Source organism: Aeromonas sobria (genome assembly GCF_006243315.1).
GTDB lineage: Bacteria > Pseudomonadota > Gammaproteobacteria > Enterobacterales > Aeromonadaceae > Aeromonas > Aeromonas sobria_A.
Map to the genome: position 1 here is coordinate 44,432 of NZ_NKWE01000008.1, position 24,524 is coordinate 68,955.

Genomic DNA, 24,524 nt, shown 5'->3' on the forward strand with positions numbered 1-24,524 from the left:
TTGCACTTCCTTCCTCTCTCTACTTCCCCACTTCCAACATATTGAAATTTCTTGGTTATCGGTCTGGCCCACTCCTTGCTTGTGGGCTTGGTCATCTTCTTTTTGGGGCTCGTCATGTCAGGTATTGCTCCCGTGTTGCGTGAGACCGAACTGCAGACTCGCCAGCGTCAGTTATTGGGGTTGGGTACGCTATTGCTGCAACAGGCACAAGCTGGCCAGTGGGATGCCGTCAGGCTAACGGATGGACGCTTCGCGCAATTTGTCTCTCAGGTTAGCCTGAACCCCCAACTCTGGGCTGCGTTGCAACCAGCAAGAGATAAAGCCCGAATGTTGTATCGGCAAGCATTGCAACTCTGCGAGCAGGAGACCCTGATTCGTAAACAGGAGTGGCAGCAGCTTTCTTCTATTCGTGAAGGCTTGACCGCCTACGGTGAGACACAGCAATGGGATTGATTCAATTTAGCGGTTTTGATGCAGTGCATTCGCCGGATGTAACGGCCTTGAACCGTTTATCCGGTCAAACCGGCAGTGAAGGGGAGTTATATCAACCGCTGGATGAGGCTGTGGATCCTCTGGTTGCATTGCCCTTGCCCTTGCCCTTGCCCTTGCCCTTGCCCGAGCTGGTTGCCAGTGATGTTGCGGTAGAAGAAAAAGAGAGCGAACAGCCGGGGGCGGAGGGCGACCCGGCTGAACAGCTGCAAGCGTTTACCAATATGCCTCCTCTCTTTGTCAGAGTGAATGATGCCGATATCGATGGTTTTCATTTAAGCCGTGGCTATTCCCGGGCAGGAAGTAACACTGGTGCACCGCAGGTGGTGGATAACAAATTGCCGCCCTCTCTTCGCGCGTTGATGGGCGCTGCGACCGCTCTGCCTGAGCAAGAGGTGATGCCGCGTCGTGAAACGGTTTCTGCAGCTGCGGAACAGGCGCTTTCTACGTTGCTTGCCAAATCAAATGGCCAGTCCGGTGTATTACCTGGCCGCTTCAGCTTGCCTGTTATGGCAGCCGGTTTGGAGCCGGGAAGTGTGCCTGATACCTCTGCAGTAGAAAACAGGCTACCAGATGCCCGCCAGCTGGCTGTCGGACCACTAGGTGCTGTACCGCTGCGTCATGCTGAGTATCAGTGGGCTCCTGTTCGGTTGTCAGACACCCAGAGCCAATGGGGACAGCAGTTGGTTAACCTGCTTCAGGACAAGGTTGAGCTGCAGGTGAATCAACAGGTGAAACAGGCACACATCCGGCTGGATCCGCCAGAGCTCGGGCGACTGGAGTTGACCGTCAAGCTCGATGGTGACCGACTCAATGTCCAGTTGAACGTGACCAACCCGGCGGTGCGCGATGCGATGATCCAGTCGATGGAGCGCTTGCGCATGAGCCTGGCCCCTCATCATGCCGGTGGGGTTGAGGTCAATGTGGGGCAGGGCAGCGAACAGGGACAGCAAGAGCGATGGCAACAGGAGAAGATCCTGGCTGGCCGTCGTCAGTGGCAGGATGATCCGGACTCCCAGTGGGAGACGGTGCACGACTGGCTCAATACCCTGGTCTGATTTTCAATTTGCTATAGCGAGAGTGGTTTTACATTATGCGACGTGTCATGAAGTGGTTGATGATATTCGTCATGGCTCTGTGTCTGTTGGCAATATTGGCCTATGGCGCATGGCTTAAACGCGATGTGGTCGAAGTCTGGCTCGGATTGGCAGAGCCAAAGCCAGAGTTGAGTAGTACTCCGCTGTTCAAGCCGATGGAGCGCTTTGTCATCAGTCTGGAAGGGGGCGAACAGTCCCATTATCTGGTGCTGGAGCTGGCACTGGTGACCTACAACCCGGCTCAGGTTGCCAAGCTGGATGAGCTGACCCCGCTGATCCGCAATGCCATGGTGCAGTATTTTAGCCACCGCTCCCATGATGACGTAAAAGTCGAGCTGCAGAATATTTCCAAGCTGCAGGTCTCTCTGCGCGACAAGTTGGTCACTACGGTACAGGGGTATGGTTACAAGCCCTATCTGGACGAAGTGCTGATCACCAAGGTGCTGGTACAGTAGCGACGATATGACAGATTCCGCTTGGGATGCTCAACAAGAGTTCGCCGATACACCGCAACTTCCTCGCACGGGCGAGCCCGCTATTCTTGCGCGCTATTTGCCCTTGGTGAAGCGAGCAGCCAGCCATTTGCGCAGCCAGGTCAGTGCTTGTTTTGATCAGGAGGATATGGAACAGGTGGGGATGATGGGGCTGCTGGAGGCGTGGCGCCGTTATGGTAGCGAGCCCGATGCCCAGTTTGAAAGTTACGCCTTCAAACGGATTCGTGGTGCCATGCTCGATGAGCTGCGTCGTCTGGACTGGCGACCCCGTCAGCTGCGACAGCAGGTACATGGCCATAATCAGGTGCAGCGTGAACTGCACAATCGTCTTGGCCGCGCGCCCTCAGAACAAGAACTTGCTGCTGCGCTCGATTGTTCGGTGAACGAGGTACGCCAGCTTGCTTATGCCAGTCAGGCTGAAGCCTTGCAGAGTCTGGAAGAGTGGCTGGAGAATGGTGGCAAGGCCCCAACAACCGAATCTGATGATGTCGATATGGCGATGACTATCAGCAAGGTGTTGGCCACTCTGGATAAACGCGAGCAGTTATTGCTTTCCCTCTATTACCAGCAAGAGCTCAACATGAAGGAGATCGCGCTGGTGCTTGGATTAACCGAATCCCGGGTTTGTCAGCTGCACAAGCAATGTGTACTTCAGCTAAAGCAGCGATTGGTCGACTCCATATAGTAGTGCTTCACCTTTCTTGGTGACCCTTCTTGTATCGTGCGGAAACATTCATGCAAAAACAGATTGGCATCGGTGTCATTTTTATATGTGTGCTGGGCGGTTTCATGATGGCTGGTGGCAACCCTATTGCGTTGTGGCAGCCATCAGAACTTGTGATCATTCTTGGTGCAGCAGGCGGTTCCATGTTTCTAGGCAACTCGAAAGAGGTGATGCATGAAATGTGGCTGCAGATAAAAAGGTGCTTCAAAGCGAACAAAGAAGAGAAAGAGATCTATCGCGAGCTGCTGACTTTGATGTACCAACTACTTGAAGAGACCCGTAACAAGGGGATGAAGGCACTTGATGAACATATCGAAAATCCTCAGCAGAGTTCGGTCTTTTTGATGTACCCCCAGATTTCGGAAGATCCCCAACTGCTCGGTTTCATCATTGATAACCTGCGCCTGCTCGGCATGGGCAAAATTACTCCACATGAACTGGAAACTATGTTGGAGCAGGAAATCATGGCCATTGAAGAGGATATGCTCAAACCAGCGCATGCTTTGCACAAGACGGGTGAGGCTTGCCCGGGCTTTGGTATTCTGGCCGCGGTAATGGGAATCATCATTACCATGCAGCAACTGGACGGGCCCCTGAGCAATATCGGGGTGCATGTGGCGGCCGCTCTAGTTGGGACCTTTATCGGTATTTTCCTCTGCTACTGCTTGCTGGAGCCAATCAGCAACGCTATGGAAGAGATGGTCAAACGTCGTATCGGTCTGTTGATGTGTATCAAGTCGATCCTGATTGCCCAGTTGCGTGGCAAGACACCTTTGCTTGCCGTCGATTCGGGTCGCAAGATCCTGGAGCCTGAAGTCAAACCAAGCTTCCTTGAGTTGGAAGATTGGGTGACCAACAGGGCGATGTAATGCGCAATCACGAACAGATTATCGTCAAACGCCAGCAGCGTCGTAACAGTGGTCCAAAGGGCGGCGGTGCCTGGAAAGTGGCATTTGCTGACTTCACTCTGGCTATGATGGCCTTTTTTATGGTGCTCTGGATCCTTGCGGTTTCGAATCAGGAAGAGCGCGAAGCGGTTGCCAGTCGTCTGCGTGACTACAGCATTATGGACAGTGAGGCCAACCCGTTTGATATTCGCAACAGCCCCTATCCTGTCGATCTGGGTGGTAATCCCTCGGTTATCGATGAGTTGAATCCCAAGTTTGATCAGCAGGGTCAACTGATGCCCAAGCATATGGACCGCACCCAGAGCATCTTTTCTGACGGCCCCGGCGGGGGCTATGAAAAGCTGTTGATCGGTAAGCTTGAGGGGGAGGCCCAGATTAAGCAGCTGGCCGGATTTATCGACCATCTTGCTGAGCAGATGCAGGCGAAGAATAACCTTGAGATTCAGATTGTTCCCCAAGGGCTGCGGATCCTGATCCGTGATGATGCGGATCGGGAGATGTATAGCCGTGGCAGTGCCCGCATCAGCCCCTTCTTTCGTCACATGTTGATGGCGTTGGCCCCCATATTCCAGCGCATAGAGAATAGGGTCATGATTTCTGGCCATACCGACAATACACCGTTTGCCGGTGACAACTACAGCAACTGGGAGCTATCGTCAGACCGCGCCATGATGGCAAGGCGGGTGCTGTTGGCCGGAGGGATGCCACCTGAACGGGTCGGACAGGTGGTCGCTATGGCAGATACCATGCTGGACGATACCCAGAATCCCCAAGGCAGCCGTAATCGACGCATTGAATTACTGATCATGACCACCCAGGCTGAAACCAATCTGGAGCAACTGTTCAGCTCCCAAACGCAAGCGGCGGCCACCCGTGCCAAGGAGATGATTTCCCATGGACAACCCTGAGATCGATTTTCCGGTGCATACCTCGCACAATGATCCACGCCGAAAGGTGCCGCGCTGGTATCTGCACGATGGTGCAACCCCTTTCGAATCACAGAGTTGCGGTATTGCGGCCAGATTGCTGATTTCCGGATTGCTGTTTGACAAGAGTATTGGTCGCGCAGTGATCAAAGACATTGGCCCAGGAGGGGTCGGTTTCCTTGCCCCGGCTCGATTTGAATTACCCGAAACGGTGACGCTCTCCCTGTTGCCGCGAATTGCGCTGGATTGCAACATCACTCATCGTCGTGCCATTGGCCGGCAGCTGTGCTTTTATGGGGCCCGCTGGTCATATCCGGAAGATATTGATTTGGCTCCGGTACTGAGCCACTGGCGCCACTGCTTCATGGTGCCGCAATCAGCGGCCGCTTCTGCTGAATCCCAAGAGGATCAGGCAAGCGTTCCAGCCTGATCTCGCCTCGACTCATATCAAGCCCCCTGGCAGCTTTCAGCAACAGGGGGTCGTGCAGGCTGTCCAGCGAGACTGCTTTGAGAATGGCAGTCGCTCCTCTTTTCTGGCTGGCAGTGGGAGCCTTCCCCTTGCTGTAGACAATCGGGCAGTTGGTTATCCCTTGCGCGGTAGGGAGTTGCCAAGCCGGATTCCAGCGGCTGGCCTCATTCATGGAGACGCCCTTTGCCTGAGCCCATGCGGGAAGGGAACAGCCATCTGGATGACGAAAAATTTGCAAATCACTGCCGCTTTGCCACGGCGGAAGCTGAAACTGATATCTATCAGGCATGTCGAGTAGCCTTGCAAGCGCGACAAAGCGCGCCACATAAAAGCGGGTTTCAGTCGGAAGCTCCAGTTCCCATATATTGCGTGTCCCCGCTTTCAAAACTGCATTGAGTACCCGCCCTTCTCCCGCGTTATAGGCGGCCAAAGCAAGCAGCCAGTCATTGCCAAAGAAGCGATAAAGCCATGCCAGATAGGAAAGGGCTGCCTCTGTCGCCAATGGCAGTGAATAGCGGCCATCAAATTCGCTGGTGATGGGAACGGCAAATCGGGTGGCGGTATCGGGCATTAGCTGCCAAGGGCCCGCCGCGCCAGCAGAAGAGACCACATCCAGCCGGTAACTGCTTTCCAGCAAAGGAACAAAGGCAAGCAAAGGAGGCAGTTTGCGTTCGTGAACCTGCTCCGCGACCCAGCGAATAACGGGTTGTGTCTCCGCGAGGCGTTGCTGCAGATAAGGACGCTGCTTAAGCAAGAATTGCTGCTGTTGGCTGACCAAATCGGCACCTTTTCCCTGAATCGGGATAGGGAAACCTGCTTGCCAGTGATAATTGTGATAAGCATGGCAAGATGTTGATATCATTAACATCCCGCTCAGTAGCAGAAAAATGAGCCTGGTCATGGGGCAATTGTTGAGCAAGGATCGCGCAATAATAAAAACATGATATATCTCAACAGTTTTTTGAATTTAAGGTCGTCTGATCATGTGTAATCCAGGACGTAGCAAGCATGATAACACGAGTAAAAAAGAGCCCAAATTCGGGTAAAGCGATTCAGAAGTTTTTGCTGTATCTGATACTCGCCAATTTCATTCTGATGGGCTTGTACATTGGTTACGCCCAAGAGCTGACATTTGCCACCAATATTCTGCTGACATCCCTGCTGATTATTTACAATTTGTTGCTCTGTCAGCTGGTTTCTCTGCGTACGCGCCGTTCGAAAGATGGTTACATCATCTATCCAGTGATATGTGTTAGTATCTTGCTATGTGCAGTGGTATTGTTCCGTTTCATCATATTGCCTAGATAGTGACCGCCTACCGCCCCGAAGTTAATTAATTGTTTGCTGTTTCTTCATCAATAACTCTTGGAAAATCAACCCACTCAACCAGCAGTGTCCAAATGCTGCGTCAATATGTTCTCTCTGTCCCATCTCCTTGCTTGAAAAGCCCCTTCCACGTCCTTAAACTTCATGGTGGGGAAAAGTGGATCAAAGTGGTTTTTAGAGGGGCAATCAGCTCGCTCACTCACCTTCAGGGACTGCAATTTGTTGCGTGGCGCTCATGCCATCAGCCTGGACAGTAAAGGGCGGCTGGCTATTCCGACCAAATTCCGTGATTGGCTGCGCGATGAAAGCGACGGCCAGCTGGTCTGCACCATCGATATTGCCCATCCCTGTCTGTTGCTTTATCCCCTGAACGAATGGGAAGAGGTTGAGCGCAAGCTCAAGACCCTCTCCAGCATGAATCCGCAAGAGCGCCGTTTGCAGCGGCTGTTGTTGGGGCATGCAACCGAATGCGAGCTGGATGGCAATGGCCGTCTGCTGCTGAGCCAGCCACTGCGCAACCATGCGGGGCTGGACAAGAAAATCATGTTGGTGGGCCAGCTCAACAAGTTTGAGCTGTGGGATGAAGCCCGCTGGCAACAACAGGTCAATGACGACATCTTGGGTCTGCCCGGGGACGATTGGGCAAGCTCACCACGACTACAGGATTTCTCTTTATAAATGACCCAAGCCTCTGAACACATCACAGTGCTGTTGCACGAAGCCGTCGCAGGTCTGGACATCAAGCCGGACGGCGTTTACGTCGATGGTACTTTTGGCCGTGGTGGTCATTCTCGTCTGATCCTGCAGCACCTTGGCCCCAATGGCCGGTTGATCGCCATCGACCGCGATCCGCAGGCGATTGCCGATGCGGCCAAGATCCAGGATCCCCGTTTCGAAATCGTCCATGGTCCCTTCTCCGGTATCGCCTCTTATCTTGATGAGCGTGGCTTGCTGGGCAAGGTGGATGGCTTTTTGCTGGATTTGGGAGTCTCGTCTCCCCAGCTGGACGATGCCGAGCGCGGATTCAGCTTTATGAAAGATGGTCCGCTCGATATGCGGATGGACCCCACCTCCGGCCAAAGCGCGGCTCAGTGGCTGGCCAAGGCCGATGTCGATGATATTGCCTGGGTGCTGAAGACCTTTGGTGAGGAGCGCTTTGCCAAGAAGATCGCCCGCGCCATTGTCCACGATCGCGTTACCGAACCTTATGTGCGTACCCGTCAGCTGGCGGAGATGATTGCCCGGGTCAACCCGAGCAAGGAAAAAGGCAAGCATGCTGCAACCCGCAGCTTCCAGGCCATCCGCATCTATATCAACAGCGAGCTGGATGAGATTGAAACCGCGCTCAACGGTGCGCTGGAGGTGCTGGCACCCCAAGGGCGTCTGTCGGTGATCAGCTTCCATTCACTGGAAGACCGGCTGGTTAAGCACTTCATCCGCAAGCATGAAAAAGGGCCGGAAGTGCCTTACGGCATTCCGTTGACCGAGGCCCAGCTGGCTGGCGGTCGCAAATTGAAGGCGGTGGGTAAGGCGCTCAAGCCATCTGACTCTGAAGTGTCTGAAAATAGCCGCTCGCGCAGCTCGGTGCTGCGCGTCGCAGAGCGGTTGGCGGAGTAACCGATGAGCGAGGTGCGTGTTCATCTGGCCAAGGAGATCCTCCGTGATCTCTGGCGCCACAAGCTGCAGATTCTGCTGTCAGTTGCCGTGCTGGTCACCGCCTTTGCGGTGATTTTGGTGACCAACATGACCCGGGGTCTGACTGCCAAGCAGAACGATCTGATGGCCGAAGAAGATCGCCTCAATATCGAATGGCGCCATCTGCTGCTGGAGCAGGGCACCCTGGCTGAACACTCCCGGGTGGCGAGTCTGGCGATGGACAAGTTACAGATGGGACGTCCGCTGGTGACCACCGAGAAGGTAATTACCCAACCATGAAACGCAAGGCTACAGCCAAAGCTGCCAAAGCGACTGTCAAAGCGCCATCGATCTATCCGTGGCGCTTTCGCACGCTGGTGGTATTTATCGGCATCGCGTTTGTGGGTCTGATCCTGCGTCTGGCGTGGATCCAGGTGATCAACCCGGATCGTCTACGTCAGGAGGGGGACATGCGTTCGCTGCGGACCACGTCCACCCAGGCGGTGCGCGGCATGATCACCGATCGCAATGGCGAGCAGCTGGCGGTTTCCGTGCCTGTCGAGGCGGTCTGGGCCGATCCCAAGACAGTCCATGAGTCCGGTGCCATCAATAACGAGCGGGCCTGGCTGGCATTATCAGCAGTGCTGAAACTCGACATCAATACGCTCAAGCACCGCCTTGCCAACCCCAGTAAGCGGTTCGTCTACCTGCAGCGGCAGGTGACGCCTGCTGTTGCCGAGTATATCAAGGGGTTGAAGCTGGGTGGGGTCTACCTGCGCCCTGAAGCGCGCCGCTTCTACCCGACTGGCGAGATCAGTGCCCATCTGGTGGGGGTGACCAACATCGATGACAACGGCATAGAGGGTATCGAGCGAAGCTACAACGAGTGGCTGACGGCCACCTCTGGCGAAATGCGGGTGCGCAAGGACCGTCAGGGTCGCGTAATTGAACGCCTTGGTGTCGTCAAAGAGGGCAAGAACGCCAACGATCTGCAACTCAGTATCGATCAGCGGGTTCAGGCACTGGCCTACCGCGCCCTCAAGCGGGCAACCGACGAGAACAAGGCGACCTCCGGCTCCATGGTGATGCTGGATATCAAGACCGGCGAAGTGCTCGCCATGGTCAACACCCCCTCTTACAACCCCAATAACCGTGGTCAGTATCAGAGCTTCCGGGTGCGCAACCGGGTAGTAACCGATACCTATGAGCCTGGATCTACCATTAAGCCATTGATTTTGTTAAGTGGACTGCAGGCTGGGGTGACCAGCTGGAAAGACACTATTCCGGGTGGGCCACTGTTTATCGGCGCCAAGCAGATCAAGGACGTCAGTATTCACAAGGCGACCAACCTCTACGATATCCTGCGTTACTCCTCCAACATCGGGATGTCGCGCATCGCGCTGCGGATGCCGGCGCAGGAGATGATCAACACCCTCAGCATGTTCGGTTTCGGTATGGATACCGGCAGTGGTTTGATGGGCGAGAGCAGCGGCATGCTGCCCCAGCGTCGTCGCTGGTCTGATATCGAGCGGGCGACCCTCTCCTTCGGCTATGGCTTGCGGGTCACCCCGCTGCAGCTGGCTTCCGCCTACGCCACCCTGGCCAATAAGGGCAAGCGGGTGCCGCTCTCCATCGTCAAGGTCACCACGCCGCCCAAGGGTGAGCAAGTGATCGACCACAACAACGCCTCTGCCATGTTGCAGGCGCTGGAATATGTGGTCGACAACGCCATTCCCAAGGCCAAGATCCCGGGCTATCGGGTCGGCGGCAAGAGTGGTACCGCCAAGGTCGCCGTCGCCGGTGGCTATGGCAAGGATTACATGGCCTGGTTTGCCGGTTTCGCCCCAGCCAGTGACCCTCGTTTCGTCATGGTGGTGGTGATCAACGAGCCGAAAGGCAGCGCCTATTATGGTGGCGCCGTGGCGACCCCACCGTTTGCAGAGGCCATGGGCGGGGTGCTGCAGCTCTTCAATATTCGTCCTGATGCGGTGCCCACAGCGGTGCCCACCAAACTTGCCCGTACGGAGGCTTCCCTTGTCCCGCGCACATGAGTACCGCGTACTTGATGCATTACTGCGCCCCTTCGGCATTCAGGCGCCAGCGCTCACCCTGACCGATATCCAGCTGGATAGTCGGCGGGTCGGCCCCGGCTCGCTCTTCGTGGCCATTCGTGGTCATCAGGTGGATGGCAGACGCTTTATCGAACAGGCGGTGGCTCAGGGAGCGACCGCTGTTATGTTTGAGGAGGATGGTGAATTTATCCCACCATCGACTCCGGTTCCCTGTATCGGGATGCGGGATCTGCCCGCTCACCTCTCTGCTCTCGCAGGTATCTTCTACGATCAGCCAGCCAAAAAACTGGAGCTGGTCGGCATCACCGGCACCAACGGCAAGAGCACCACTGCGCTGCTGGTCGCCAACTGGCGCACTCTGCTGGGCGGCAAGGCCGGGGTGATGGGCACCATCGGCAATGGCCTGTTTGGCACGCTGATCGAAGCGGAAAACACCACCGGCAGCGCCGTGCAGGTGCAGTCCACGCTGGCTGAGCTGCAAGAGCAGGGGGCGGATTTGGTGGCGATGGAGGTCTCCAGTCATGGGCTGGTGCAGCATCGTGTCGCTGCGCTGCCCTTTGCCGCCGCCGTCTTCACCAATCTGAGTCGGGATCACCTCGACTATCACGGCACCATGGCAGCCTATGGCGCCGCCAAGGAGCAGCTGCTGCAACTGGTCGATGAGCCGAATGCGGTGATCAACCGGGATGACGAGTTGGGCGCCAACTGGCTCGAAAAATACCCGACGGCGGTGGCCTTCAGTGTGGATGGCCCGATTGAAAACCATTCTGGCCGTCAATTAACGGCGCAGCAGCTCGATTTTCACCAGCAAGGTTTTCGTGCGCAGATTAACTCCAGCTGGGGGAATGGTGTATTATCCGCCCCCTTGCTCGGGCGCTTCAACGTCAGCAATGTGCTGGCGGCGATGGGCGTGATGCTGGTGCTCGGTTACGACTTCAACGAGTTGCTGGCGACCGCCCCCCAATTGCAGCCGGTGACCGGTCGCATGGAGTGTTTCGGCGGTGGCGATACCCCGCTGGCGGTGGTTGATTACGCCCATACCCCGGACGCGCTGGAGAAGGCATTGCAGGCCCTGCGGGTACACTGCCAAGGTCAGCTCTGGTGTCTGGTCGGTTGTGGCGGCGACCGCGATCGCGGCAAGCGCCCCATGATGGCAGCCATGGCCGAGCAGTATGCGGATCGCGTGATCCTGACCGACGACAATCCCCGTACCGAGGAGCCGGCCCGGATCATGGCCGACATGGTGGCGGGTCTTCGCGATCCTGCTGCGGTGCAGGTGGAGCACGACCGGGTCAAGGCGATAGCGCTGGCCATCGGTCAGGCGAGCAAACAGGACATCATCCTGGTGGCCGGTAAGGGCCACGAGGATTATCAGATCATTGGAACCGACAAGCGGCACTACAGCGATCGGGAAACCGTCGCAGCCGCTTTGCACACATTACTGGAGTCATTCACATGATGACCCTCAAGCTTGCCGAGCTGGCGCAGGTACTCGATGCCCGTCTGATTGGTGAAGATGGCGAGATCACCGCAGTCAGTACCGACACCCGCACCCTGGGTGCCGGTGCCCTGTTCGTTGCCCTGCGCGGCGAGCGTTTCGATGCCCATGATTTTTGCGATCAGGCGCTGGCGGCAGGGGCCTCAGCCTTGCTGGTCGAGCGTGAACTGCCGCTGGCGATCCCCCAGCTGGTGGTGGCCGACAGCCTCAAGGGGCTGGGCCGTCTTGGCAAGCTGGTGCGCGAGCGCATCAATCCGAAAGTGCTGGCCATTACCGGCAGCTGTGGCAAGACCACGGTGAAGGAGATGGCGACCGCCATCCTGCGCAACGAAGGGGAGGTGCTGGCCACCGCTGGCAACTTCAACAACGAGGTGGGGGTGCCGCTCACCCTGCTGCGCCTTGAGCAGCAGCATCAGTTTGCAGTGATGGAGCTGGGCGCCAACCACAAGGGCGAGATCTCCTGGACCACCTCATTGGCCAAACCCGATGCCGCCATCATCAACAACGTGGCGGCGGCCCATCTGGAGGGCTTCGGCTCGCTGGAAGGCATTTATTACGCCAAAAGCGAAATTTTTGAGGGCCTGCGCGCAGGCGGTACCGCCATCGTCAATGCCGACAACGAGTTCTGGCCCAAGTGGCGGGAGCGGGGCATTGGTTGCGCTTTCTCCATCGAGGATCAGAGCCAGCCGTTCCACGCCCGTGATGTGGCGCTCAATGAGCAAGGTTGCGCCGAGTTTGTGATGGTGACCCCGCAGGGCGAGCTGAGTTTGACGCTGGCGATCCCAGGTCGCCACAACGTGGCCAACGCGCTGGCTGCGGCCGCAGGCTGTCTGGCTCTTGGCGCATCCCTCGACTCCGTCAAGGCGGGGCTGGAGCAGATGGCGCCGGTCAAGGGGCGTTTCTGCGTCCAGCGCTGGGGTGGTCTGACTCTGGTGGACGATACCTACAACGCCAGCGTGGAGTCCGTGCTGGCGGGCATCGATGCCCTGACCGCCATGGGCGGCTTCAAGGTGCTGGTGTTCGGTGACATGCGGGAACTGGGTGAGGAGTCTGCCGAGCAACACGCTCGGGTTGGCCGTCATGCCCGCGAGTGCGGTCTGGATGCCGTGCTGACAGTAGGGGAAGAGAGTCGCCACACCGCAGATGCCGCGGCTGGCCGACATTTCGATAACAAGGCGTCGTTGTTTGAAGTGCTTGCGCAAATGATAAATACACATCAGGAAATTTCGATTCTGGTCAAGGGTGCCCGTGGCTCCCGTATGGAAGATATCGTCGAGATGGTCAAAGGCCATCAGGAGTCAGCCACATGCTAGTCTGGCTGGCGGAATTGCTCACCCCGCACTTCACCTTCTTCAACGTCTTCTCCTACCTGACGTTTCGCGCCATCCTGTCGATCATCACCGGTCTGGGGGTCGCCCTCTGGATGGGGCCACGGCTGATCCGTCGCCTGCAGATCCTCAAATTTGGCCAGGTGATCCGCAACGATGGCCCCGAGTCTCACCTCAGCAAGCGAGGCACCCCGACCATGGGGGGGCTGATGATCATTGCGTCCATCTTTATCTCGGTACTGCTGTGGGGCCGTCTCGACAACGGCTATGTCTGGCTGGTGCTGTTCGTGCTCGGTGCTTACGGTGCCATCGGCTTTGCCGATGATTACCTCAAGGTGGTACGCAAGAATACCGACGGTCTGATTGCCCGCTGGAAGTACTTCTGGCAGTCCGCGGTGGCACTGGTGGTAGCGGTTATCCTCTACTGCACCGCGACCCACGATGGCCAGACTCAGCTGGTAGTGCCTTTTTTCAAGGACGTGATGCCGCAACTGGGGTTGATGTTTATCGTGCTGACCTACTTTGTCATCGTCGGCACCTCCAATGCGGTTAACCTGACCGATGGTCTCGATGGTCTGGCCATCATGCCGACCGTGATGGTGGCGGGGGGCTTTGCCCTGATCGCCTGGGCCACCGGTAACGTCAATTTTGCCAACTACCTGCACATTCCCTACGTGCCCTATACCTCCGAGCTGGTGATCGTCTGTACCGCCATCGTTGGGGCGGGTCTGGGGTTCCTCTGGTTTAACACCTATCCGGCCCAGGTCTTCATGGGGGATGTGGGATCGTTGGCCCTCGGCGGCGCGCTCGGTACCATTGCCGTGCTGGTTCGTCAGGAGTTCCTGTTGGTGATTATGGGTGGCGTGTTTGTAATGGAAACGCTGTCGGTGATCCTGCAGGTGGGCTCTTACAAATTGCGCGGCGTGCGGATCTTCCGCATGGCGCCGATCCATCACCACTATGAGAAGAAGGGCTGGCCGGAGCCGCGCGTCATCGTGCGCTTCTGGATCATCACCCTCGTTCTCGTGTTGCTGGGTCTTGCCACCCTGAAGGTGCGATAAGACCATGGTCATCATCATCGGATTGGGCAAAACCGGACTCTCCTGTGTCGATTATTTCCTCAGCCGTGGCGTGACGCCGCTGGTGATGGATACCCGCGCCAACCCGCCCGGCAAGGATCAACTGCCGCCGGAGGTGGCGTTGATCCACGGGCTAGATGAAACGCTGCTCAAGCAGGCACACATGATAGTGGCGAGTCCCGGTATTGCGCTGGCAACTCCCGAGCTGAAAGCCGCCGCCGAGCGTGGCGTGCAGATCATCGGCGACATCGAGCTGTTTGTCCGCGAAACCCAGGCCCCGGTCATCGCCATCACCGGCTCCAACGGCAAGAGCACTGTCACTACCCTGGTGGGCGAGATGATTGCCGAAGCCGGGCTCAAGGTTGGCGTCGGTGGCAATATCGGCATCCCGGCGCTGGAGTTGCTCAAGCAACCGATGGATCTCTGCGTGCTGGAGCTCTCCAGCTTCCAGCTCGAGACCACCTACAGTCTGCGTGCTGCGGCCTCCGTGGTGCTCAATCTCTCCGAAGATCACATGGATCGCTATCAGGGCATGGCCGACTATCGCGCCGCCAAGATGGAGATCCATCAGCACTCCAAACACATTCTGGTCAATCGCGACGATGCCCAGACCCTGCCCGATGTGGGTCAGGTGTGGCAGAGCTTTGGCCTCGATTGCAATGGCTACGGCCGCTGCCCGCTGGATGGCCGCTACTGGCTGACCCTGCATGGCGAACCGCTGCTGGCGGTGGACGAGATGAAGATCGTCGGCGCCCACAACCAGGCCAACGCGCTGGCCGCCATGGCGCTGTGCGATGCGGTTGGTATTCCCCGTGCCGCCCAGCTCACCGTGCTGCGCCGCTTTGAAGGCTTGCCTCACCGTGCCCGCTTTGTGCGGGAGGTAAACGGAGTGCGCTGGATCAACGACTCCAAGGCCACCAACGTGGGGGCCACTCTGGCTGCCGTGGCCGGGGTGCGCGAGTCGGTCAAGGGACGCCTGTTGCTGCTGGCCGGTGGTCAGGGCAAGGGACAGGATTTTGGCCCGATCCAGGCGCTGCTGGGCAGCCAGATCGATCACATGTACTGCTTCGGTCAGGATGCCGAGGTGCTGCTGGCGCTGGGCGAGCAGACTGAGCTGGTGGCCGATCTGGCTGCCGCGGTTGCCAAGGCGGCGGCGGATGCCAAGCCCGGTGACTGGGTGCTACTGGCTCCGGCCTGCGCCAGTCTTGATCAGTTCAAGTCGTTCGAGGTGCGCGGCGACCGCTTCACCGAGATGGTACAGATGCTATGAACGCCCTTCGCGCAGCAGCAGGTCTGTTCCAGCGCTGGTTGTTACCGGCGCGCCCTGCCGGTCTTTACGATCGGCAGCTGGTACTGCTGGCGCTCTCCCTGATGGCAGTCGGGGTGGTCATTGTTGCCTCGGCGTCGATCCCGGAAGGGATTGCACTGGGGGATGACCCCTTTATGTTCGTCAAGCGGCATGGCCTGTTTCTGGTGATGGCGCTGGGGATCTCCTGGTTTGTGCTGCAGGTGCCGATGGCCCGCTGGCAACAGTACAACGGCCCTATGCTGGTGCTGGCGATCCTGATGTTGGTGCTGGTGCTGCTGGTGGGTCGCAACGTCAACGGTGCGGTGCGCTGGTTGCCGCTCGGCCCCTTCAACCTGCAGCCTGCGGAATTTGGCAAACTGGCGCTGTTTGTCTATCTGGCCGGTTATCTGGTGCGCCGTCAGAGCGAAGTACGGGAAGCCTGGTTTGGTTTCCTCAAGCCGTTGGCGGTATTCGGCGTACTGGCAAGTTTACTGCTGTTGCAGCCTGATCTCGGTTCCACCGTGGTAATGTTCGTCACCTCGTTCGGCATGCTGTTCCTGGCGGGCGCAAAGTTGGGGCAATTTATCACCCTGATCGGTGCCGGGCTGGGGGTGGTAGTGATGCTGATCATTGCCGCACCGTACCGGATGAGACGGGTTACCTCTTTTATGGACCCCTGGGCCGATCCGTTTGGTAGTGGCTACCAGTTGACTCAGTCGCTGATGGCATTTGGCCGCGGCAGCTGGTTTGGTGAGGGGCTTGGCAACTCCATCCAGAAAATGGAGTACCTGCCGGAAGCGCACACCGACTTCGTGTTTGCGATCCTCGGTGAAGAGCTCGGTTATGTTGGGGTGCTGGGCGCCCTGTTCCTGATTTTTGCGCTGGCGATCAAGGCACTCAAGCTGGGTCATCGGGCGCTGGTGGCAGATCGGCTCTATGACGGCTATCTGGCCATTGGTATCGGCATCTGGTTCAGCTTTCAGACCTTCGTTAACGTCGGGGCGGCCAGTGGCATGATGCCGACCAAGGGCTTGACCCTGCCGCTGGTCAGTTATGGCGGTTCCAGTCTCATCATCATGACGGTGGCGGTGAGCATGTTGATTCGAATCGATTTTGAGTTGCGTCAGGCGACAGCCCAGGCGCGCGTGCGGGAGGTTTAGTGAGCAAGACTCTGTTGGTGATGGCGGGCGGTACCGGGGGACATGTGTTCCCCGGTCTGGCCGTGGCTGATCGCCTAAAGGCCCAGGGCTGGACTGTCCACTGGCTCGGCACTGCCGACCGGATGGAGGCTGAATTGGTGCCTGCCCATGGCTATCCCATCTCCTTTATTGATATTCAGGGGGTGCGCGGCAACGGCATCAAGCGGTTGCTGGTGGCGCCCTACCGTATCGTCAAGTCGATCCTGCAGGCGCGTCAGGTGCTCAAGACCGTTCGCCCTGATGTGGTACTCGGCATGGGGGGCTTTGCCTCCGGGCCGGGTGGCGTGGCAGCCTGGTTTTCCGGCATCCCGTTGCTGCTCCATGAACAGAATGCCGCTGCCGGTATGACCAACAAATTGTTGGCGCGCATCGCCAAGCGAGTGTTGATGGCATTTCCGGGGGCCTTCGCCCCGAGCCGTCGCACCGCTGTGGTGGGTAACCCGGTGCGCCCGGAAGTGGTGGCCTTGCCGGATCCGCAACTGCGCAGCAGCAGCGAGCCGCTGAATCTGCTGATCGTTGGTGGCAGTCTGGGGGCCCGGGTGCTCAATGAGCAGGTGCCCGCAGCAGTGGCGGCGGCCGGTGTGCCGATTGCAGTGCGTCACCAGTGTGGCAAAGGCAATGGCGAGACGGTCTCCGCCGCCTACACCCAACACGGCATCAATGCCGAGGTGAGCGAATTTATCAAGGATATGGCCGCTGCCTATGCCTGGGCCGATCTGGTGGTTTGCCGAGCGGGGGCCCTGACGGTCTCAGAAGTGGCCGCCGCCGGTGTGGCCGCCATTTTCGTGCCCTTGCCCCATGCGGTGGATGATCACCAGACCCGTAACGCCCTGACGCTGGTCGACGGTGGTGCGGCCGAGTTCCTGCCCCAGTCCGAGTTGAATACCGTTTCGCTGGCGGCGCGTCTGACCTGGCTGGCTGGTCGCCGGGAGACCCTGTTTAACATGGCGAAGGCGGCCCGTCGCGTGGCTATTACGGATGCGGCTGAGCGGGTAGCGGACGAGTGTAAGCGACTCGCAACCGGGCAGAGTGGTAAAGATTGATGAGCAAGGTTGCAGCGGTGACACCGTGCAGCCTTGTACCTGACTATATTGATGCCGCCGTGTGACAGCACACGGCCAGCGGCAGACTAGCGAGACGATTATGACCAAGGTTGAATTGGCAAAACTGCGTACTGTGATCCCCGAAATGCGCCGCGTGCGTCGCATTCACTTTATCGGCATAGGTGGTGCCGGTATGGGCGGGATCGCTGAAGTGCTTGCCAACGAAGGGTATCAGGTAACAGGGTCTGACTTGGCCCGTAATGCAGTGACCGAGCGGTTGGCCGGATTGGGCGCTCACATCTTCGTTGGTCACAGTGCCGAGCATATCGAGGGCGCCAGCGTGGTGGTGGTCTCTACCGCCATCAAGCAGGATAACCCCGAGCTGCTTGCTGCCCGCGAGCAGCGGATACCGGTGGTGCGCCGCGCCGAGATGCTGGCCGAGCTGATGCGTTTTCGTCATGGCATCGCCATCGCCGGTACTCACGGCAAGACCACCACCACCAGTCTGGTGGCGAGCATCTATGCCGAAGCTGACCGTGACCCGACTTTCGTCATCGGTGGTCTGCTCAATAGCGCCGGTACCAACGCTCGCCTGGGCAGCAGCCGCTATCTGATCGCCGAGGCGGACGAGAGCGATGCCTCCTTCCTGCATCTGCAACCGATGGTCTCTATCGTGACCAACATCGAAGCGGATCACATGGAAACCTACGGTGGCGATTTCGCCAAACTGAAAGCCACCTTTATCGAGTTTTTGCACAACCTGCCTTTTTATGGGTTGGCGGTGGTCTGCGTCGATGATCCGGTGATCCGTGGCATGTTGCCCGAGATTGCCCGCCCGACCCTGACCTACGGTCTCGCTGACGATGCCGACGTACAGGTGCTGGATTTTGTCCAGACCACCAACCACAGCTGCTTCCGGGTGCGTCGTAAAGATGCCGGTGAGTTGCAGGTCACCCTCAATTTGCCGGGTATTCACAACGCATTGAACGCTGCAGCGGCGATAGCTGTCGCGACCGAGGACGGTGTCAGCGATGAGGCGATTATCTCTGCGCTGGCCAAGTTTGAAGGGGTGGGGCGCCGTTTCCAGCAATATGGCGAGTTCGAAACTGGTCGCGGCAAGGCGATGCTGGTAGACGACTACGGTCACCATCCGAGCGAAGTGAAGGTCACCATCAACGCCGCCCGTGCCGGTTGGCCTGACCAGCGGTTGGTGATGGTATTCCAGCCGCACCGCTATACCCGCACCCGCGACCTCTACGAGGACTTCGCTGACGTGCTCTCCAAGGTAGACGTGCTGGTGATGCTGGAGGTTTATGCTGCCGGTGAGGAGCCGATCCCGGGTGCCGACGGACGGGCACTGTGCCGCTCCATTCGCTCCCGTGGCAACCTCGAACCCATCTTCGTTGCCACGCCAGATGACGTGCCAGCCGTGCTGGCCGACCTGATCGGCGAGGGCGATTTGGTGCTGACTCAGGGTGCCGGCAACGTCGGGGCGCTTGCCCGTCGTCTCGGAGAGATGAAATTGAGCATAGATAGCATGAAATCTGGCGCCTGAGGGCCCAATGAGTATTTTGACCGCCAAGCCGGGGCCTATATAATGGCGAACCGGTCTGTCAAAAGGCCGGTTTAGCGCGTTACACGGGGATCGTCGGGTGGAGGCAAGGGCAGAAGGGCGCACCAAGGGTGGCTTCATCGCAGGCGTAGTGTTTTTCCTGCTGGTGTTATGGGGCTGCTATCAGACTGCGCTGGATGTTAAAGGTTGGCTGACAGATGCCAACCGGTTGCCCATGAGCGAGCTGTTGCTACAGGGGCAACACCAGTATTTGGAAACCGAGGAGTTGCGGCTGGCCGTGCTGGATGGCGCCGAGCTGCGCAACTTCTTCGAGTTGGATGTCAACGAATTACAGGCACGGCTCAATGCCCTGCCATGGGTAGCTCAGGTCTCGGTACGAAAAAAGTGGCCGAACAAGATCAAGATCTACCTCACTGAACAGGATGTGGCGGCGCGCTGGAATGGTAATCGCTTCGTCAATGCCAAGGGCAAGGTGTTCAGTGCCCCGGACAGAGTCAAGACGCCGCTGCTGCAACTGTCAGGGCCGGATGACCAGGCTGCCCGGGTGTTAAAAGAGAGTCGGCAGTACCAGTCGCAGCTGGCTGCCAAAGGATATACGTTGCAAGGGGTGAATTTGACCTCGCGCCATGCCTGGGAACTGACCCTGGATGGCAACATCAAGCTGTTCCTCGGGCGCAACGATATTGCGCTCCGGTTACAGCGGTTTATCGATGCCTTCCCGGTGATCGAACCCCGTGCGCAGGTTGCCTACGTGGATCTTCGATACGACACCGGAGTGGCAGTTGGCTGGAAGAAGAGCGAAGAGAAAGTGCATGACCAACACCGCAGATAGGAATTTGATTGTCGGACTGGATATCGGCACAACCAAGGTGGCGGTTCTGGTCGGGGAAGTATTGCCGGACGGTGAACTGAATGTCATCGGCATGGGTAGTCACGCTTCCCGCGGAATGGAGAAGGGCGGGGTCAATGATCTCGACTCCGTGGTCAAGTCACTGCGTCGTGCGGTAGAAGAGGCCGAAATGATGGCCGATTGCCAAATAAGCTCGGTTTATCTGGGATTGTCCGGCAAGCATATTGACTGCCGCAATGAGACCGGTATGGTGCCCATCTCCGATGAGGAGGTGACCCAGGAGGACGTGGACAACGTCATCCATACCGCCAAGTCGGTCCGTCTCTCCGACGAGCTGCGGGTGCTGCATGTGCTGCCTCAGGAGTTCGCCATCGACTATCAGGAAGGGATCAAGAATCCGGTTGGCCTGTCCGGTGTGCGGATGGCCGCCAAGGTGCACCTGATCACCTGCCACAACGACATGGCCCGCAACATTGAAAAATGTGTGGAGAAGGTGGGATTGCGGGTGGATCAGCTGATCTTCTCCGCGTTGGCCTCCAGCTATGCCGTGTTGACCGAAGATGAGAAAGAGCTGGGTGTCTGCGTGGTGGACATCGGTGGTGGCACCATGGACATGTCGCTGTTTACCGGCGGTGCCCTGCGTCACACCAAGGTGATCCCGTACGCCGGCAGCACAGTGACCAGCGATATCGCCTACGCCTTCGGCACCCCGCCGCTCGATGCGGAAGCGATCAAGGTGCGCTACGGCTGCGCCCTCGGCCGTCTGGTCAGCAAAGAAGACACGATTGAAGTGCCCAGTGTCGGCGGTCGTCCGGCGCGTAGCCTGCAACGGCAGACACTGGCTGAAGTGATTGAGCCCCGTTACACCGAGTTGCTCTCCATGGTGAATGATGAGCTGGTGCGGGTACAAAGCGAACTGAAAGCGCAGGGAGTCAAGCATCAGCTGGCAGCCGGTGTGGTCTTGACCGGCGGCGCAGCCCAGATCGAAGGCATTGTGGAGTGTGCAGAGCAGGTCTTCCAATGCCAGGTCCGGGTGGGAGAGCCCATGAACATACGTGGTTTGAGTGATTACGTGCAGGCACCGGTGTACTCGACAGCAGTCGGGTTGCTGCAATATGGCCGCACCCATCAAGCCACTGGTAGCAACAAAGAATATACCGCCAAGGCAAGTGTCGGTGGCCTGGTCAAACGGGTTAGCAACTGGCTGCGTGGCGAGTTCTAAGAATTTTGCTGAGTCAGGCAAATAAAGCGGAGAGACAACATGTTTGAATTTATGGATAGCCACACTGACGAAGCCGTCATTAAAGTGATCGGTGTAGGTGGCGGCGGCGGCAACGCTGTCGAGCACATGGTTCGTCAAAATATTGAAGGTGTTGAGTTTATTACCGTCAACACCGATGCCCAGGCGCTGCGTAATTCCAGTGCCAACACCACCTTGCAGATCGGTGGTGGCATCACCAAGGGTCTGGGTGCTGGTGCCAATCCGGAAGTGGGTCGTGATGCGGCCATGGAAGATCGCGAAGCGCTGCGTGAGCTGCTGACCGGTTCTGACATGGTGTTCATTGCTGCCGGTATGGGTGGCGGTACCGGTACCGGTGCTGCACCGATCGTGGCCGAAGTGGCGCGCGAGATGGGCATCCTGACCGTTGCCGTGGTGACCAAGCCGTTCTCCTTCGAAGGGAAGAAGCGGATGGCGTTTGCTGCCCATGGTATCGAAGAGCTTTCCAAGAACGTCGACTCCCTGATCACCATCCCCAACGACAAGTTGCTGAAGGTGCTGGGTCGCGGCATCTCCCTGCTGGATGCCTTCAAGGCTGCCAACGATGTATTGCTGGGCGCGGTGCAGGGTATCGCCGAGCTGATCACCCGTCCGGGCTTGATCAACGTCGACTTCGCGGACGTGCGTACCGTGATGCGTGAAATGGGTACTGCCATGATGGGTACCGGTTCCGCCTCAGGTGATGACCGTGCCGAAGAAGCGGCCGAAAAAGCCATCTCCAGCCCGCTGCTGGAAGATGTGGATCTGGCCGGTGCCCGTGGCATCCTGGTCAACATCACCGCCGGCATGGACATGACCATTGAAGAGTTCGAAACCGTGGGTAACGCGGTCAAGGCCTTCGCTTCCGAGAACGCTACCGTTGTTGTGGGTACCGTAATCGACCCGGAAATGCACGACGAACTGCGTGTCACCGTGGTTGCGACCGGTATCGGTGCCGAGCGCAAGCCGGACATCACCCTGGTCAAGAGCAGCCAGGTGCAAGAGCGCCCGGTACGTCAGCCGCTGGTGAGCGACATGATGCAAGGCCGTGTGATGGACGAAGCCCCGGCCAAGGTGGTCAACGCCGAGCCGCAAGCTCGTCGCGAACCGGATTACCTGGATATTCCGGCATTCCTGCGCAAGCAAGCTGACTAAGCCTCTTATGGCTCTCGTTTGTTTGTTGTTCAAGGATTGTGCTAAGATGGCCAGCCAACGACCATCTGGTCCGGAATTTAAGCTGTGTAGGGTACACCCATGATTAGACAAAGAACCTTGAAAACGAGTGTACAGGCGACTGGCGTCGGCTTGCATTCGGGCCGGAAAGTCACAATGACGTTCCGTCCGGCACCTGTGAACACAGGAATCGTTTACTTGCGTACCGACTTGAATCCTGTGGTAGAGCTGCCAGCCAATGCCGATCAGGTGCGCGATACCGTGCTCTGTACCGCACTGGTCAACGAAGCCGGCGTCCGTGTCTCAACCATTGAGCACCTCTCTGCCGCGCTGGCCGGGATGGGGATCGACAACCTCTATGTCGAGGTTGACGCGCCCGAGATCCCGGTGATGGACGGCAGTGCGCATCCCTTTATCTACCTGCTGCAGGAAGTCGGGATCCGTGAGCAAAATGCTGCCAAGCAGTTTGTGCGGATCAAGAAGAGCATCCGGGTTGAAGACGGCGACAAGTGGGCGGAATTCCACCCCTATCGCAACGGCTTCAAGATGGATCTCGAGATCGATTTCCAGCATCCGGTGTTTGAAGGGCGCAATCAGCGCTGCGTACTGGACTTCTCCGGTGCCTCCTTCGTGAAAGAGATCAGCCGTGCCCGCACTTTCGGGTTCATGCGCGATATCGAGTACCTGCGTTCCCAGAACCTGGCGCTGGGCGGAAGCCTGGAAAACGCCGTGGTACTGGACGATTATCGGGTGCTGAACGAAGACGGTTTGCGTTATGAGGACGAATTCGTCAAGCACAAGATGCTCGATGCGATCGGTGACCTCTATATGTGTAACCGCAGCATCATCGGTGAGTTCCGTGCTTACAAAACCGGACATGCCCTGAACAACAAGCTGCTGCGTGCCTTGCTGGCCGAGCAGGAGGCTTGGGAACTGGTGACCTTCGAGGGTGAGGGCGACAAAGCGCCTATCGCTTACTACGACAACGGTCTGGTTCTGGCCTGATAGCTGTGCAACGGAACGTCGGTCCTCTCTCCGCACCGACGTTCCGTCATTTATTGACTCCATCCTTTAATACCGATTATCTCCCGGTTTTATTTCCTGTGCAGGCTGTTGGCCGCACCTGACCGAGCAGACAGATTTCTATGAGCATTACCCTGATCCTCCACGGCAAGCAGCGACGCAGGTTGCACTTACCCAAACAACGTCTGGCTTGGGTCGGCGGTATCCTCTTCTCTTTGGCCATTCTTGGTGGTGGTTGGCTCTGGCAGAGCTGGCACCAGAAAATGGAAGCGCTGGAAGTGGCGCTGGCCGTTGCCGAGCAGCAGTCTGTCGACCAGAGTGGTGACGAGGCTCGTGAGCAGTTAGCAATGCTGGCGGCTCAGGTGGGCACCATGCAGGGTCAGTTGGGGCGTTTGAATGCCCTCGGTGAGCGACTGACCGAACAGGCAGATCTCGATCCTGACGAGTTCAATTTCAAAGAGCTGCCTCCCATGGGCGGCCCTTCTTATGATGAAGAGCTGGAAGTGAACCTCAACGAGCTGCAAGCCTCGATGAAACACCTTAGCCAGCAACTCAGTAGCCGCGAAGAGCAGCTGTCGGTACTTGAATCTTTCATCATGAATCACCATATCACCGATGCTGGCTTTATTTCTGGCACGCCAGTCAAACAGGAACGAGTTTGGGTCTCGTCCGGGTTTGGTGGACGGGTTGATCCGTTCAATGGGCGAGCCAAAATGCATAAAGGTGTCGATTTCCGTGGTAAACCAGGCACTCCCATTCTGGCCACCGGTCCCGGTATTATCAGTTGGGCGGGACGTCATCCGGAATTTGGCAATATGGTGGAGATTAATCACGGCAATGGTCTGGTCACCCGTTACGCTCACAACTCCAAGCTGCTGGTCGAAGTGGGCACCCTGGTTGATCAGGGCCAGAAGATTGCCTTGATGGGGCGCACCGGTCGCGCGACCGGCGTCCATTTGCATTACGAAGTGTTGAAAGACGGTCGTCAGGTCAACCCCGCACGCTTTCTGAGTGCCGGACGGGGTTAGGTTTTTTCTCCAGGTTCCCATGACGGAACGCTTTTATAACCAGA

24 protein-coding genes are annotated in these 24,524 nt (G+C 57.8%); 23 read left to right on the forward strand and 1 reads right to left on the reverse strand.

Going from position 1 to position 24,524, the window contains the following annotated elements:
* Positions 1–114: 114 nt before the first annotated feature.
* From CF137_RS02445 to CF137_RS02475, 7 genes are all read left to right on the forward strand, one after another.
* Complete coding sequence (locus tag CF137_RS02445) at positions 115–453, forward strand: LafX (protein ID WP_139717652.1); 339 nt, start codon at positions 115–117, stop codon at positions 451–453.
* Positions 444–1,547 (forward strand): flagellar hook-length control protein FliK, encoded by a 1,104-nt coding sequence (locus CF137_RS02450; RefSeq protein ID WP_139717654.1) that lies wholly within the window; start codon positions 444–446, stop codon positions 1,545–1,547. The genes CF137_RS02445 and CF137_RS02450 overlap by 10 nt, the downstream gene beginning before the upstream one ends.
* 71 nt (positions 1,548–1,618) lie before the next feature.
* Positions 1,619–2,041: a lateral flagellar basal body-associated protein LafF gene (lafF, locus tag CF137_RS02455; RefSeq protein WP_269428984.1), complete on the forward strand. Its 423-nt coding sequence runs from the start codon at positions 1,619–1,621 to the stop codon at positions 2,039–2,041.
* Positions 2,042–2,048: 7 nt separating this feature from the next.
* Complete coding sequence (gene lafS, locus CF137_RS02460; RefSeq protein ID WP_139717656.1) at positions 2,049–2,765, forward strand: lateral flagellar system RNA polymerase sigma factor LafS; 717 nt, start codon at positions 2,049–2,051, stop codon at positions 2,763–2,765.
* A gap of 50 nt (positions 2,766–2,815) precedes the next feature.
* Positions 2,816–3,673: a lateral flagellar motor stator protein LafT gene (lafT, locus tag CF137_RS02465; protein WP_139717658.1), complete on the forward strand. Its 858-nt coding sequence runs from the start codon at positions 2,816–2,818 to the stop codon at positions 3,671–3,673.
* Positions 3,673–4,620, forward strand: a complete 948-nt coding sequence (gene lafU, locus CF137_RS02470) for a lateral flagellar motor protein LafU (protein WP_139717660.1) — start codon at positions 3,673–3,675, stop codon at positions 4,618–4,620. Before lafT ends, lafU begins: the two co-directional genes overlap by 1 nt.
* On the forward strand, positions 4,607–5,068 hold the full coding sequence (locus CF137_RS02475; RefSeq protein ID WP_139717662.1) for a hypothetical protein: 462 nt from the start codon (positions 4,607–4,609) through the stop codon (positions 5,066–5,068). The genes lafU and CF137_RS02475 overlap by 14 nt, the downstream gene beginning before the upstream one ends.
* On the opposite strand, the gene CF137_RS02480 is transcribed toward CF137_RS02475, so the two are convergent.
* The gene (locus CF137_RS02480; RefSeq protein WP_240038499.1) at positions 5,001–6,008 is read right to left on the reverse strand and encodes a lytic transglycosylase domain-containing protein; all 1,008 of its coding nucleotides are present in this window, start codon (positions 6,006–6,008) and stop codon (positions 5,001–5,003) included. The genes CF137_RS02475 and CF137_RS02480 overlap by 68 nt on opposite strands.
* Before the next feature lie 644 nt (positions 6,009–6,652).
* Here CF137_RS02480 and mraZ point away from each other — a divergent pair.
* The 16 genes from mraZ to CF137_RS02565 all read left to right on the forward strand — a co-directional run bounded on the left by mraZ (position 6,653) and on the right by CF137_RS02565 (position 24,480).
* On the forward strand, positions 6,653–7,111 hold the full coding sequence (gene mraZ / locus CF137_RS02490) for a division/cell wall cluster transcriptional repressor MraZ (RefSeq protein WP_013723406.1): 459 nt from the start codon (positions 6,653–6,655) through the stop codon (positions 7,109–7,111).
* Positions 7,112–8,050 (forward strand): 16S rRNA (cytosine(1402)-N(4))-methyltransferase RsmH, encoded by a 939-nt coding sequence (gene rsmH, locus CF137_RS02495; protein ID WP_139717665.1) that lies wholly within the window; start codon positions 7,112–7,114, stop codon positions 8,048–8,050. It abuts the gene before it with no gap.
* A 3-nt stretch (positions 8,051–8,053) separates the two neighbouring features.
* Complete coding sequence (ftsL, locus tag CF137_RS02500; protein ID WP_042019590.1) at positions 8,054–8,368, forward strand: cell division protein FtsL; 315 nt, start codon at positions 8,054–8,056, stop codon at positions 8,366–8,368.
* Positions 8,365–10,119 carry a penicillin-binding transpeptidase domain-containing protein gene (locus tag CF137_RS02505; RefSeq protein WP_101320345.1) on the forward strand — a complete coding sequence of 585 codons (1,755 nt, stop codon included), beginning with the start codon at positions 8,365–8,367 and terminating at the stop codon, positions 10,117–10,119. Before ftsL ends, CF137_RS02505 begins: the two co-directional genes overlap by 4 nt.
* On the forward strand, positions 10,103–11,599 hold the full coding sequence (gene murE, locus CF137_RS02510; RefSeq protein WP_139717666.1) for a UDP-N-acetylmuramoyl-L-alanyl-D-glutamate--2,6-diaminopimelate ligase: 1,497 nt from the start codon (positions 10,103–10,105) through the stop codon (positions 11,597–11,599). Before CF137_RS02505 ends, murE begins: the two co-directional genes overlap by 17 nt.
* Positions 11,596–12,951, forward strand: a complete 1,356-nt coding sequence (locus CF137_RS02515; RefSeq protein ID WP_139717669.1) for a UDP-N-acetylmuramoyl-tripeptide--D-alanyl-D-alanine ligase — start codon at positions 11,596–11,598, stop codon at positions 12,949–12,951. Before murE ends, CF137_RS02515 begins: the two co-directional genes overlap by 4 nt.
* Positions 12,945–14,027, forward strand: coding sequence for a phospho-N-acetylmuramoyl-pentapeptide-transferase (gene mraY / locus CF137_RS02520; protein ID WP_042019586.1), 1,083 nt, complete (start codon positions 12,945–12,947; stop codon positions 14,025–14,027). Before CF137_RS02515 ends, mraY begins: the two co-directional genes overlap by 7 nt.
* A gap of 4 nt (positions 14,028–14,031) precedes the next feature.
* Positions 14,032–15,315, forward strand: a complete 1,284-nt coding sequence (murD, locus tag CF137_RS02525) for a UDP-N-acetylmuramoyl-L-alanine--D-glutamate ligase (RefSeq protein ID WP_139717671.1) — start codon at positions 14,032–14,034, stop codon at positions 15,313–15,315.
* Positions 15,312–16,493 carry a cell division protein FtsW gene (ftsW, locus tag CF137_RS02530; RefSeq protein WP_042019584.1) on the forward strand — a complete coding sequence of 394 codons (1,182 nt, stop codon included), beginning with the start codon at positions 15,312–15,314 and terminating at the stop codon, positions 16,491–16,493. The genes murD and ftsW overlap by 4 nt, the downstream gene beginning before the upstream one ends.
* Positions 16,493–17,575 carry an undecaprenyldiphospho-muramoylpentapeptide beta-N-acetylglucosaminyltransferase gene (murG, locus tag CF137_RS02535; protein ID WP_101348218.1) on the forward strand — a complete coding sequence of 361 codons (1,083 nt, stop codon included), beginning with the start codon at positions 16,493–16,495 and terminating at the stop codon, positions 17,573–17,575. The genes ftsW and murG overlap by 1 nt, the downstream gene beginning before the upstream one ends.
* Positions 17,576–17,675: 100 nt before the next feature.
* The gene (murC, locus tag CF137_RS02540; RefSeq protein WP_139717673.1) at positions 17,676–19,130 is read left to right on the forward strand and encodes a UDP-N-acetylmuramate--L-alanine ligase; all 1,455 of its coding nucleotides are present in this window, start codon (positions 17,676–17,678) and stop codon (positions 19,128–19,130) included.
* A gap of 97 nt (positions 19,131–19,227) precedes the next feature.
* Positions 19,228–19,980, forward strand: a complete 753-nt coding sequence (locus CF137_RS02545; protein ID WP_042019579.1) for a cell division protein FtsQ/DivIB — start codon at positions 19,228–19,230, stop codon at positions 19,978–19,980.
* Positions 19,961–21,220, forward strand: a complete 1,260-nt coding sequence (gene ftsA, locus CF137_RS02550) for a cell division protein FtsA (protein WP_042019577.1) — start codon at positions 19,961–19,963, stop codon at positions 21,218–21,220. The genes CF137_RS02545 and ftsA overlap by 20 nt, the downstream gene beginning before the upstream one ends.
* Positions 21,221–21,259: 39 nt before the next feature.
* Complete coding sequence (gene ftsZ / locus CF137_RS02555; RefSeq protein ID WP_042019576.1) at positions 21,260–22,411, forward strand: cell division protein FtsZ; 1,152 nt, start codon at positions 21,260–21,262, stop codon at positions 22,409–22,411.
* Positions 22,412–22,510: 99 nt separating this feature from the next.
* Positions 22,511–23,434: a UDP-3-O-acyl-N-acetylglucosamine deacetylase gene (lpxC, locus tag CF137_RS02560; RefSeq protein WP_005336146.1), complete on the forward strand. Its 924-nt coding sequence runs from the start codon at positions 22,511–22,513 to the stop codon at positions 23,432–23,434.
* Positions 23,435–23,574: 140 nt separating this feature from the next.
* Entirely contained in the window at positions 23,575–24,480 is a 906-nt protein-coding gene (locus CF137_RS02565) for a M23 family metallopeptidase (protein ID WP_139717675.1), read from the forward strand.
* Positions 24,481–24,524 lie beyond the last annotated feature (44 nt).